Origin of the sequence: Bradyrhizobium sp. AZCC 2230 (assembly GCF_036924495.1) — a bacterium.
Classification (GTDB): domain Bacteria; phylum Pseudomonadota; class Alphaproteobacteria; order Rhizobiales; family Xanthobacteraceae; genus Bradyrhizobium; species Bradyrhizobium rifense.
This window is the reverse complement of the sequence record NZ_JAZHRS010000001.1, coordinates 639063-651942: the sequence shown is the minus strand read 5'-3', so window position 1 is coordinate 651942 and position 12880 is coordinate 639063. Positions and strand designations below refer to the sequence as shown.

The window sequence follows — 12880 nt, the reverse complement described above, 5'->3', positions numbered from 1 at the left end:
GGCTATTCCCGGCAAATGCTCGTGAGGGCAATTTGATGGTTTGGAGTCCGGTGGGCTATTGTGCGAGGGTGGAGCGCAAGGACAAATTTGGCTGCGTTAGCTAAACCTAAATTTACAGATCAAGGCGCCTTGCGGGGGTAGTCCAAGCGTCGCTGCCCGTGGTCCGCCTGTTCACAGTTGCGCGTCGCGCAAAGGTGTAGCTCAGGAGCGTTGTGGCGCGTCGAGCACCAGCTTCAGCTTGTCAGCCATCCGGCCGAGTTCTGGAAGCGAACCGGCCTGCATCTTCTGCATCGCCCTGCTGCGATGCACCTTCACCGTGGCCTCGGCGATCCCGATCTCATGGGCAATCTGTTTGCTCAGACGGCCACGCGCGACCTGAATCACAATCTCGCGCTCCCTGGGGCTCAGCGAGGCAAAGCGCTCCCGCAGCCCTGCCAGGTCCCTGTCACTTTCCCGCCGTGCACGATCGCGAGACAGACCCAGCTGAATGGCGTCGAGGAGTTCCTGATCCCGGAACGGCTTGGTCAAGAACTCGATCGCGCCCCCTTTCATAGCCTGGACGGACATCGGTATATCGCCGTGTCCGGTGACGAAGATGATCGGAATCTCCCTGTTCGCCGCAGCAAGCTCGCGCTGAAGATCGAGGCCGCTTTGGCCGGGCATTCTGATGTCGAGCACCAGGCAGGTGGGACAATCCGGGAGATCGGACTTGAGAAATTCGGAAATGGACGCAAATAGCTGAAAATTGATGCCGAGCGATCGCAGCAGGCGTCCGACCGACGCGCGGAGGTCCGGATCGTCGTCGATGACCAACACGGTGGAGGTTGCGTCAGACATCGCTGCTGCTCGGAAGGGATCGCGAAAATCAGCCTCTCCTGGCATGCGGCCAGATCGCCCATTTCTAGTCCCAATCCGGGAACCTGAACAGTCCCTTTTTTTCCAGAGCATGCGCGCGGGTAAACCAAAGTTTACGCGCTGGCACAGTCGCTTCCGCCCGATGCGCTGGTCCACTTTTCGAAGTTCGAATACGCTAGGCTCGATAGCTGCGGAGCGAGGCTGCCGATCAGCTCACGCAAACCACTCGGGTTCAGCGCTTGTTGCCGATTGAGCCAATACCTTGGCTGCATCATCGAGCGAAGCCTTCTCAGCTCGGCGCTCGTAGTCGTCGGCAAGGGCCTTGAGCTGATTAGCAACCATTCGGTCGGTCATGGTTTGGGCTGTGCGGAGCAAAGTCTCTGCCGTTCTCAGATATTGCTTGCCTCGCCGTGAGATTTCAAACGTCATGATGCCCTCGCGCGGTTTTCGGTCGACTGGTCGAAAGCGGCCTGGAGCCAGCCCATCCAATTGCGGTCACTTTGGCGCCGTGCTCTGAAGCGATCGACGCAGTTCCTGGAGCAAAGCCCAGTTCGCCACGAATAATGCCGCACGAGACCGAACTTGCCATCACAGATTGCGCATCGCGCGGTCGTGTCAGACCCGTGACTTTCCAAGCGGTAAGCCATTGTCATCTCCTTTTGGCCTGTGCGCATTTCCAACACATGCAAACTAGGAGGATCGTCACCGACACCTCAATTGAGCGCAGGTCGACGGCGGGCATCCAAAGGCGCAAGACGACGATACGAAGGCTTATGACGCTCGGACGTGGAACTTAGGCCGCCGGGCGTACCGGCGCCCCGTTCGTTCAGCCAAAGTCCTGATCAGAAGGCATGGCGGCTCAGTTCGCAATCGTCGTCAAGATAAGCCAAAATTTATGGGGCTCTGGCGCAGCACTGGTGGCATTCTCGCAAAGATAGAGAATTCCAGGCGGAGCGTCGGCATAGTTTGGCTGCCCGCACGGCGGTCCAGCGAATGGCCAAGGCGGCATGATGAAAAAGGTACTGGTTTCGGTCGTCGATGATGATCGGTTTTTTCGTGATTCGATGTGCAGGCTCATGAGATCGCTGGGCTTTACGTCCGACACATTCGCTTCTGCAGCAGAATTTCTAGCATCCCCGCGCCTTGCCGAAACAGCCTGCATGATCGCCGACATCCATATGCCCGAGATGACTGGGCTCGAACTCTACCGGCGCCTCCTCGACACGGGCCACGCGATTCCGACAATCTTCGTGACTGCGTTTCCCACGGATGTTGACCGGGCTCGCGCCCAGAACGATGGGGCTTTGTGCTACCTGCGCAAGCCGGTGGATGAGGAGCATCTCACACGATGCGTTCGCGAGGCTCTCAGGTCGGCTGGCCCGCCCGGGGAGGAGCCGTGACCTCTCCTTCGGCATCGGGCAAGGTGAACTGAAATGCAGCGCCGCGCGGATCGTTTGCTTCCGCCCACAGCTTGCCGCCGTGAGCGTCGATGATGGAACGGCAGATCGACAGCCCCATGCCGGTTCCACTAGACTTCGTGGTGTAGAAGGCGTCGAATACCCGATCGAGATGCGCCGGAGTAATGCCCGGCCCGGAATCGCGCACAGCCACCAGGGCGCCTGCCAGGTGATGCTCGGTGCTGATCACCAGCTCCCTTGCTCCCTCTTCAACCGAACTCATTGCTTCAGCCGCATTCAGAATAAGATTCAGCAAGACTTGCTGCAGCTGAACGCGGTCCCCTAGAATCGAAATCAAACCCTCTGCAAGCCGGGTTTGGACCGAAATGCCATCCCTGAGGGTCACGCTTTGCGCCAATGCGATCACTTCGTTGATTGCCGCGTTGAGATCAAAACACTCCTTTCGCGGCGGCGCCTTCTTGATTTGCTCCCGGATGCGATCGATGATTTCTCCAGCCCGATCTGCGTCGCCAACAACGCAAGAGAGTGCTTCCCTCACCTCGCCCATGTCTTGCGGCTGCCTTTCCAGAAAATTCTGGGCCGCCCGGGCGTTGTTGCGCGCGCTGGCGATCGGTTGCGCGATCTCATGAGAGAGCGAGGCTGCCAATTCTCCCATCATGCTCACGCGGTTCATGTGAGCAAAATCCGATTGCATCTGCTGCAACCGCGCCAACGCCTGTGTGCGATCTTCTGTGTCGGTCAGCAGGGAATACCAGCGAACAATGCGGTCGGAGGAGGCCTCCCTGACCGGAATGCCACGGATCTCGAACCAGCGATATTGGCCGTCGAAGCGCCTGACGCGTGCCTCGGTCCTGTAGGGAATGCCGGCGGCGATCGATTTTGTGAAGATTTCAGCGAACTGGGGATGGTCATCAGGATGAATCGTTCCGTTGGTGCCCCAGTTCCTCAGCTCTTCCAGTGACTGGCCGCAATACTCAAAGATTTGGCGATTTACCGCTTCGACGTCGCCGTTCGGAGCCAGGATCGCGACGAGACCCGGTATCCCGTCAATTGCCGAGCGCAAATTTCGTTCGCTTTCACGCAGTGCCTCCTGCGCGCGAATGATCACTGTCGCGTCCGTACCGGTGCCGCGATAGCCGAGGAATTTGCCGTCGACGTTAAACACCGGCTTACCACTGGCCCTCACATACATCGGGGAACCGTCGAAGCCAGCGGCGAGATAGACGAAGTCGCGGAACGGCTCATGCGAATCCATCGTGGCCTGGATCGCCCGCCACTTCTCCGGCTCGGCTTCAAGGTCGAGGGCACGCTCCCAGGCCGCGGTGCCAAGCCGAGCCGAAGGACTGGAGCCGAATGCATTCGGGGTCAGCATCGTCAATTTGTGGTCTGGCCCCATCTCCCAAAGCCAGTCGGACGCCGTCTCGGCGAAGTCGCGGAACCTTTCCTCGCTCTCGCGTAATGCGTTCTCGGCCCGCTTGCGCTCGGTCAAATCGAGTACGAACGCGATGCCTTTGTCTCTCTTTTCCTCGAAGGCCGTGTAGCCGATTAGCACGGGCACGCGGCTACCGTCTTTTCGAAAGTATTCCTTCTCGAAGGGTTGCGCCGTGCCGGTCGTCAACAATTCTTCCAGCGCGCGCGCAGTGCGGTCGCGCCATTCCGGCGGAGTCAGTTCATTCCAGCGCACGTTGCCCGAAACAAAGTCGTTACGATCAAATCCCAGGATATGGAGAAACGCATCGTTGGCTTCGAAAATCCCACCTTCGGCATCGGCAACGATGATCCCAATGATATTGGCGTCGACAAGACGCCGGATCTTGCCTTCGCGATCCGCAAGATCGCGATAAAGCTGCGTGTTCTCGAGCGAGATCGCCGCCTGCGACGCCAGCACCTTCAGCATGGTTACCCGGTCTGGAGTGAAAGCGTGCGGCGTCAGGTTGTTTTCAAGGTAGAGAATACCGATGAGCTTTCCCTGATTGATCAATGGCAGACAGAGAACAGAGTGGACGCGATACTTCACAATGTAAGGATCGGCGGAAAACGAACTCCTCGAAACGGCGTCACCCAGAACAACCGGCTCCCGCGTACGTATCGAGTAGAGAACGAGTGACTCAGGCAGCGCTGCTACATCGCTCGCAGGATGTTGCCGCACTTGCAGGGTGATCTCATTTCCGCGCACGACTGCCTCCGCGGAAGTTCGCAGTTCCTCATCCCGTACGGCAACCAGAACGGCGCGCTCGGCGCCGGCGTGCTCGATGGCCGCTCGCATGAACCTATCGATCAGCCTGTCCACGACTATCTCGCCAGAGAGGGCTTGCGAGACCTCGACGATCGTCGCGAGATCGAGATGGTCGACCGGCGCCTCGATTGTGCCCGTGAGACCCGGTGCGTGCTGGTCCTGCCTCAGCCACGGGTGCAGCTGGTCGAGCTGCCGGACCTTGCCGTCGGCGCCCCAACGCAGGTAGCAGGACCGGGCCTCACGCAGATAAGCGTTTGCGATCGTCTCGAAGCCGCGCGCGGCGTAGAATCGGGCGGCCAACTCGTTGGCGAGTCCTTCAATGTGTACGAATCCGTTCGTGCGCGCCGAAAGGATCGCCTTTTCGTAAAGACGCTCTGCGTCGAGCTCACGATTTTCGATTCGAGCCATCTCGGCGCCGACGACAGCGGTCCGGCTTTCAAAATTTTCCGGGCAGTTCTCCGCCCATTCCGCGAATTGTCTGTAGTGGGCGCCTAACGCCTGGACACGCTGCCGGAGGTCATTGGGCGATGCGCGATCGCAGGACGCCGCTTGGCTTAGCGCGCCATAGAAGCGCGCTTCCGCTTCTTCGAAAAAGGACGGTGATGCCCAGAGCAATTCTTTCGCGTTCAGCGATGCTTGAGCGGCCGCTGCATAGTCGCCGGTAAGGATGCACGCCTGAAGCTTTCGTGCCCAATACCAACACACCACGATTGGTGGGTGCGATCGGCCTTCGAATTCAAGTTCATTAAATTGCCCGTCGTCGAAACAGCCGAAAGTCGTTGTCAAGCCGCGAAGATTGCGGATGAAAGCAAGTTGCGTCGCAATCACGTCAGCTATAGGAGTGATACCAACCTTCTGAGTATACTCCAGGCCTTTCTCGGCTTCCCCTTGCACGTCGGGGAGTGGATCGCCGATTGCCAGAAGCCTGTGGTTCAGGTTGAGGCACGCATATGTCGCATAGATGATCTCGCCTACGTTATTGGCGGCATCGAACACTCGGCGGAATAAATCTCCCCCGGTTCGCAGATGCTTGGTCCACGGGATGATGAGAACAGCGAAATCCAGGTATGTCCGGACCTGGAATCTCTTCAGAGAGCGTCGTTCGACCAAGTCGTACCCTAGCTGGCCGAAGCGAAACCCGGCCTTGTACTGACCAAAGACACGTCCGGCGATTGCGCCCACGCAGACATAAGCGACACAGGAAGCATCGTTGTTGCCGTATTCAAGGCTGAGATTGACCATGCGGCAAACAACAAGGCCATACAAATTCACATCGTTATTCATCGCAGCAATTGTTACCTTGGTCAGAACCTCCATGGTGGCCAAGGCCTCAGGTTCACTCATGATGGGTAGGTCGACGAGATCTTCTATTTCGCGCGCCCCGAGCAACGACCAGATTCGCTCGTATTCCCGTCGAGCCTCATCTGCCGTCGGATGAGGCGACCACTCGATGCCCAGACGACGGAGGTAGCCGAGACAGACTTCGACCGCACGGCCGACCTCATTCTCCGTCAAATACAGCTCGATGCGCAAGCCGGCGAGCGCCGCTTCATCGACGATCGTGGCGGCGTGAGAGGTCAGCATCGTCAAGCGCTCCTCCGCCGCCGTTAGTGCGCCAGTCAGAAACTCACATTCCGCTCGATGCAACTCCAGCGCGAACATGAGGTCCGGCCGCCGCTCCCATGCGTCGTCTGGCATGACTGCCGCGCCCGCAATGAAGTAGCGCAATGCCGAAGCATAGGCCGTGGAGGCCTTGGCGCGCTTACCTGCCATCAGATTGAAATCCGCAAGCTGCTCCTTTTCGTCTGGCGCCGCGATCAGCGCAGCACCGCGATTGAGCTGATTGACGATCTCGAAAATCGCCTCTTCCCGCTTCTCCGGAGGAGTATGGGTAGCCAACAGCCTTCCGATCCGGAGATGCGCCTCGGCGCGCCCTGCCTCAGGGATCAGGGAATAGGCCGCTTCCTGAACGCGGTCATGAAGGAAGCGATAGCTGCTTCCCGAATGGAGCACGAGTTCGGATCGAAGCGATTCCTGTAGATTGTGGCGCAACTCCTCGTCCGATTCCTCGCGGACCATTGCCAGCTGCGCGAACTCGGCGGTGCTGCCCAGACAGGCGAGCCGCTGCAGGATCTTTTGAGTGCTCGCAGGCAGACGGCTCAGCTTGCCGATCATGAGGTCGACGACATTGTCCGTGTAGCCCTTGCCGTGAATACCGGCCAGTTCCCAGGACCAGTTCGCCGAGCTGTGATCGAAAGTGAGCAAACCCTCTTCGACCAGTGCGGAAAGAAACTGGACGACGAAGAATGGATTACCGGCCGTTTTCGCATGCACCAGTGCCGCCAGCGGGGCCACGTCGTTGCGGTCACAACGGATCGAGTCCGCGATTAAATCGACGACATGTTTGTTGGCGAAGGGGGCGAGGACGATCTCCTGCACCTGCGCTCCAGCGCTTCGGATCCGATCCAACGTTCGCATGAGTGGATGGGCTGGGGTAACCTCGTTGTCTCGATATGCGCAGATCAGCAGCAAATGCCGTACACCCACTTCGGTCAGCAGATGTTCGAGCAGTTCGAGCGTGGCTGCGTCGAGCCATTGAAGGTCGTCGAGGAACAGAGCCAGGGGATGTTCGGAGCGAGCGAACACAGCCAGGAAACGCCTAAACACGAGGAAAAAACGTCGTTGCGCGTCTTGGGGTGGCAGCTCAGGGAGCGGCTCCTGTTCCCCGATGATAAGCTTCAAGTCCGGGACCAGGTCGACCATTAGTTGGCCATGTGGACCCATGGATTCACGGAAAGCATCACGCCAGTATCCGAGTTCGACGTCGCGCTTCGCCAAGAGCGGGCGGACAAGGCCCTGAAAAGCCTGCGCCAATGTGGAATAGGGAATATCGCGCTTGTACTGATCGAACTTACCTGTAGCAAACAGGCCGCGCTGCGGGACCAATACCTTGTGCAGTTCGTTTACAACGACGGACTTGCCAATCCCCGAATGGCCGGACACAAGCACCAGTTCCGGTGCGCCGCCCTGAACGACACGGTCGAACGCGGCCAGCAACGTCTCGATCTCGCTCGTCCGTCCATACAGCTTCTCCGGGATCAGCAGTCGGTCAGCTGCGTCCTGTTGGCCAAGTGGAAAGCAATCGACAAGACCCCGCGTTTCCCATTCGGTTAGGCAGTGTCGCAGATCATGGGCGATCCCCGTGGCAGTCTGGTAGCGATCTTCGGCTGATTTGGCGAGCAGCTTCATCACGATATCAGAGATGACCCTTGGCAAACTCGGGACGCTCTCGCAGGGTGGCACCGGCTGGCGCGCGATGTGGTAGTGAATCAATTCCATCGGGTCGGCAGCATTGAAGGGCAGTACACCGGTGAGCATTTGGTAGAATGTGATGCCAAGCGCGTAAAGGTCGCTGCGGGAATCGATGGACCGATTCATCCGTCCGGTCTGTTCGGGGGCCATGTAGGCCAGCGTGCCGGCGATCGTCTCGGGAGGGTGAGGCGACTGACGCTCGCGCGCGAAGCGCGAGGCGATGCCGAACCCGGTCAACCGCACCTCGCCGGTTGCGTCGTTGCGCAGGATGTTGGCCGGCTTGATGTCTTTGTGGACGAGCCCACGCTGGTGAAGTCTGCCAAGAGCTGCCGCGACAGGAATGGCGAGGCGCAAGAAACGTCCCACCTCCATCGGCGCACCGAGCAGCCGGTCGAACGGCTCACTTCCCTCATCTTCGAGCACCAGTATCGTGCGACCAGTGTCGCGTACGAGGTCCAGCGGGCGCACTGCCCACGCCCTATCGAGTTCGTCCTTTAGTTCGTATTCGTGGGTGAGCCGATCGAGGTTAGAGCGAGACGGGTGGTCGGCGGCAGGAACAACAAGCAGCACGGAGCGACGCTTGCCGTCGTCGCCCAGCCGCCAGCCGCGGCGAAACGCGCGTTCGCCGTCCTCCCACAAGACCTGAGATTCGCCGTCCGAGTACGCAACGTTCAGCGAATGCGGCACCATTTGTGAGCCTCCGGCATTCGAACTCCAAATTGAGTTCGTCCAGCCAAGCTTCATGTGCGCCATGGGCGCGGCCCTATGCGGCCCGCAGAAATCGTACCCGATCGGCCAAGAAATGCCAGCCGTCCGCCCTCCCCTTAGCAGCAATTTGGCGCGATTTGCCGAGCTTCACTGACGTCGGGAACGCATGCGGGCCAATTAGAGGCCCATCGCGGGTAACAAATCCCACGATGGCAACTCAACCCGCAGCCGTGCGTCAACCAGCCGGTTAGGCCAACAGTAATTTCCGGAACGCAAGGGGCCGGTGACCGATCACAACGGCGCGATGATCGACGGAATCCGATCGGTCGCGGGCACACGGGGCTTCGGTACTTCCGGTGACGACTTGGGCGCCGCTGGCATGGTCAGCGTTTGTGTTGGCGCTGCCTCCGTTCGAGCCTCGGTGATTGCCATGTCCATCGGAATTTCCGGTCGCTCGATTGCTGGATGGCTTCAACGCCGCAGGCAGCAATACGACCACCGGCAAGTCCACTGGTCGGCGAATCTGATCTGAACTTGTGCAGCGTCGGCGCCCACGTCTCTTTCGAACGATGGCCCTTTAGTTTCGAGATTTCGACTGAGGCGACGAAGCTGTAGCCTCGTCCGGGGATGTTGATAATGAAGCGATTGCCGTCCCGTCCGTCACGTAGCGCGCGGCGTAACGCAGAAATGTGGACCGTAAGATTGCCGGGATCGACAAACGTATTGGGCCAAACGCGCGCCATCAATTCTTGCATGCTGATCAGCTCGCCCGGGCGTTCAAGCAAAACAATCAGGATTTCCAGAGCGCGACTCCCGAGGCGCACCGGGTTGTCGCCTTCGAGCAGCAGAAACTGTGCCGGTGCCAACCGGAACGGTCCGAAGGCAATCTCGCCCGGTACCGGGATGACAGGACTGGTCGCTTTCCCGAATAACGGCCGGTCCGTATCCGAACTTTGAGGATCGGGTCTCGCATCGATCTCCGGTTCCGGGCGAGATCGCGCCGCTGCGGGCGCGCCCGCCGAGAGCGAGTGACGGGACGCCGTCATTGATGCTGGTGGGGTCATGGTGGCCTCTCATGCTCCTGGTGCGAGCGCATGATTGCTGTCACGACCGTGCCGGCGCCGCGATAGCCACGGAATTCTCCATCGCTGTCAAACACCGGCTTGCCACACGTGCATCGCGGCGCAGTTACCATCCACGGTCATCGTATAAGCTTTCCAAAAGTAACATGGTCCACGTCTCACAGATAGAAGCAGCTGTGGCACCGACAGGGTCAGTTATGCTAGTTTTTCGGTGTAGCAGATGCTGCTGTGAGAGCTGGGCGTGTCTGAGAGATTATTGCAGTACGAACGCATTGCGCGAACGCTGAGCACGCAGATTGAGCGTAACGTCCTGCGGCCCGGAGATCGCATGCCGTCGCTTCGAGAAATGCACGGGCAAAGCGGCGCCAGCCTGGGCACCATCGCACACGCCTACGAAAGCCTCGAAGACCTGGGTCTAATCGAAGCACGGCCAAGATCCGGCTACTACGTGCGTCCGCGCCCGTCACGGCCTGCAGCAGAGCCGGCGGTATCATCACCCCCCACAGGGAGCACGAAGGTCAATATTGCAAGCCTTGTGTTTGACGTGCTCGATGCTATCAAGCGGCCCGAAATCGTCGCTTTGGGATCAGCATTCCCGAGTCCGGAACACTTTCCGATCGAAAAGCTGAATAGAGCCGCAGCCGCCGCGGCGCGACGACTGTCGACGTGGAGCAGCATAAGAGATTTGCCGCCGGGGAACAGAGAATTGCGACGGCTCATCGCGCTGCGCTACGCGGAAACGGGAGTGGACGTCGTACCCGAAGATATTGTCATCACCTGCGGCGCCATGGAGGCCATCAATCTCAGCCTGAGCGCCGTGGCAAGGCCAGGAGACATCATCGCAATCGAGTCACCGACCTTCTTCAATACCTTGCTCTCTATTGAGAGCATGGGCATGAAGGTAGTAGAGATTGCCACCAGCCCGCGCGACGGCATTGATCTTGGCTCGTTGCAAAATGCGCTGAACACTCTCGATGTGACAGCCTGCATCGTCATGTCGAATTTTCAGAATCCGCTGGGTGCCTTGATGCCCGATGGAAAGAAGCGCGAGCTGGTTGCCATGCTCGCAAGGAACAACATTCCCCTCATTGAAGATGATGTTTATGCGGAACTCTACTACGGCAAAACGAGACCGCAACCCGCGAAGGCCTTTGATCGGTCAGGACTGGTTTTGCACTGCGGGTCTTTCGCCAAGAGTCTCGCGCCTGGCGCCCGCATCGGGTGGGTCATCCCCGGCAGATTCAAGTCGGAGATTGAGCGTCTGAAGTTCATCACTACTATCTCCACAGCTTCGTTACCGCAGGCTGCCTTGGCGGAATATCTCAAAAATGGTGGCTATGAGCGTCATCTGCGGGAGTTTCGGCAACGTCTGTCGGCATCGCTTGCTGCCATGACTCAAGCGGTGACCGCACATTTTCCTGCGGGCTGCCGGCTCTCGCAGCCGCAGGGAGGTTACATGCTTTGGGTGGAAATGCCGGAGTCGATTGACGCACTACTGCTGCATCAACGCGCGCTGGCGGAAGGGATCAGTATCGCGCCGGGTCCGCTTTTCTCAGTAAGGAAGAAATACAAAAATTTTATACGCCTGAACTATGGCCACTTTCACGCCAAGCCGACCGTCGATGCCATTCGAACGTTGGGTCGCCTTAGCGCCGATCTCGTACTTTGAAGCGGCATGGAGTCCAGGCGCCGCCTGGGACCATAACTACTGACACTATTGATCGAGGTCGGGAGCCAGGCGTGAAAACGTATGGTGCCACATTGCTTTCCACAGGTAGAGCACCCCCGTAACTTCAGTTTCAGAATTTGCCTGAGCCGACGCGTTCGATCCGGCATCTCTTTAGCAACAATTTGGCGCGATTTGCGGACCTTCACTGGCACCGGTAGCACGTGCGCGTCTAGAACCCATTGCAGGCAAGGACTCGAAAGGAGAATGAAGCCATGGCAACTCAACCACAGACAGCGCCGAAACAGAACCAGACCGTCGAAGACAAGGCCCAGCACCTGCGGAAGCTATTCGCCGACGCGCCGCAGTACGCGAAAGCCGCGCTAGAGAATGTGTTCGGGGAGCTGACGTCGTTTGCCTCGAAGTCACGAGCACGGGTGGAAAGCGCCGGTCGGACAGGAATCCGTCAGGGCAAAGTCTCGGAACTCACCCTGATCGCCCCGTTCGCACCAGCCGGGGCCGCGCGTCTGCGCGCGTTGCTGCAGTTGCGGGATGGTAGCTTCGATGACACAGACCTGGTGGGCACTGTCCACGACATGCGTTTCGTGTTCCTGGACAACGACACGAAGCTGCTCTTCGCGACAGCCTACGACGGTGAGTGGGACCCCTACATCGATGACTTCGCAACGAAGATCACCGATCAAATGGATGTCATCTTCTCCGCGTGCGAAGGCTGGCCGGGGATTCGCAGTCCGAAGGTGAAGGACTGGATCGTCAAGCATCAGATCACGGCAGAAGGCTGGTACGTCGCCCATCCCGATCTGACTGTACGGGACATTCATCGCGTGAAGCGCGTTGGCAAGGCCGCCGAGGAATTCCTCGACAAGATTGGTTGAGCGAACCGCAACACCAAACCAAACACAGGAAAAGGAGAACTGATATGGCAACGCAAACACTGAGCAAACCGCAACAGGACCAGACCGTCGACCAGAAGATTCAGGAGCTCCGGCAGCTTTACGCCGACTCGCCGGTGGGGAAAACCGCGCTGGAGAACTCGATCCCAGCGCTCAGGGAGAAGTTAGCAAAGGGATTGCGATCTAATGAGAGCGCCGGCCGGGTCGGCCTTCGTCAGGGTAAGGTCTCGGAGCTGACCCTGATCTTTAAGTTCGTGCCGGGCGGAGCGAAGCGACTTCGCGCCCTGCTGCAGGTGATGGGAGCCAACTTCGGCACGGAGAAGGTAGCCACCGTCCACGATCAGCGTTTTGTGTTCCTGGACAATGACACGAAACTGCTCTTCGCCACCGCCTACGATGGCGATTCGTGGGACACCTATCTCGACGAGTTTGCAACGAAGATTCCCGACGAGCTGGATATGCTGTTCTCCGAACTCGAGGAGTTTCCGGGGTTTCGCGACCCGTCGGTGAAAGACTGGATCGCTAAGTACCAGATCCCGGCAGAAAACTGGTACGTCGCCCATCCGGATCTGACGGTGCGGGACATTCGACGGCTGAAGCGCATCGGCAAGGCGGCTGAAGAATTCCTCGACAAGATTGGATAACCGACGCTCAGCGATTGTTGGGGGGCCGGTCCGGAATGGACCCGG

8 protein-coding genes are annotated in these 12880 nt (G+C 59.0%); 4 read left to right on the top strand and 4 right to left on the bottom strand.

Going from position 1 to position 12880, the window contains the following annotated elements:
* Nucleotides 1-201 precede the first annotated feature (201 nt).
* A complete protein-coding gene (locus V1280_RS02920) occupies nt 202-837 on the bottom strand; it encodes a response regulator transcription factor (RefSeq protein ID WP_334392927.1) in 636 nt (211 codons plus the stop codon).
* Between the two features lie 231 nt (nt 838-1068).
* Nucleotides 1069-1284 carry a hypothetical protein gene (locus tag V1280_RS02915; protein ID WP_334518807.1) on the bottom strand — a complete coding sequence of 72 codons (216 nt, stop codon included), beginning with the start codon at nt 1282-1284 and terminating at the stop codon, nt 1069-1071.
* Between the two features lie 578 nt (nt 1285-1862).
* Between V1280_RS02915 and V1280_RS02910 the strand changes: the two genes are divergently transcribed.
* Complete coding sequence (locus V1280_RS02910; RefSeq protein ID WP_334518805.1) at nt 1863-2255, top strand: response regulator transcription factor; 393 nt, start codon at nt 1863-1865, stop codon at nt 2253-2255.
* Here V1280_RS02910 and V1280_RS02905 read toward each other — a convergent pair.
* Together V1280_RS02905 and V1280_RS02900 are read right to left on the bottom strand one after the other, a co-directional pair.
* Nucleotides 2221-8511 carry an ATP-binding sensor histidine kinase gene (locus tag V1280_RS02905; RefSeq protein WP_334518804.1) on the bottom strand — a complete coding sequence of 2097 codons (6291 nt, stop codon included), beginning with the start codon at nt 8509-8511 and terminating at the stop codon, nt 2221-2223. The genes V1280_RS02910 and V1280_RS02905 overlap by 35 nt on opposite strands.
* A 401-nt stretch (nt 8512-8912) precedes the next feature.
* Nucleotides 8913-9593 carry a winged helix-turn-helix domain-containing protein gene (locus V1280_RS02900; RefSeq protein ID WP_334518803.1) on the bottom strand — a complete coding sequence of 227 codons (681 nt, stop codon included), beginning with the start codon at nt 9591-9593 and terminating at the stop codon, nt 8913-8915.
* Between the two features lie 259 nt (nt 9594-9852).
* Between V1280_RS02900 and V1280_RS02895 the strand changes: the two genes are divergently transcribed.
* The 3 genes from V1280_RS02895 (at nt 9853) to V1280_RS02885 (ending at nt 12835) form a co-directional block, all read left to right on the top strand.
* Nucleotides 9853-11280, top strand: a complete 1428-nt coding sequence (locus V1280_RS02895) for an aminotransferase-like domain-containing protein (protein ID WP_334518801.1) — start codon at nt 9853-9855, stop codon at nt 11278-11280.
* 272 nt (nt 11281-11552) lie between these two features.
* Nucleotides 11553-12173 carry a hypothetical protein gene (locus V1280_RS02890; RefSeq protein WP_334518799.1) on the top strand — a complete coding sequence of 207 codons (621 nt, stop codon included), beginning with the start codon at nt 11553-11555 and terminating at the stop codon, nt 12171-12173.
* Nucleotides 12174-12217: 44 nt separating this feature from the next.
* A complete protein-coding gene (locus V1280_RS02885) occupies nt 12218-12835 on the top strand; it encodes a hypothetical protein (RefSeq protein WP_334518795.1) in 618 nt (205 codons plus the stop codon).
* The last annotated feature ends 45 nt before the right edge of the window (nt 12836-12880 follow it).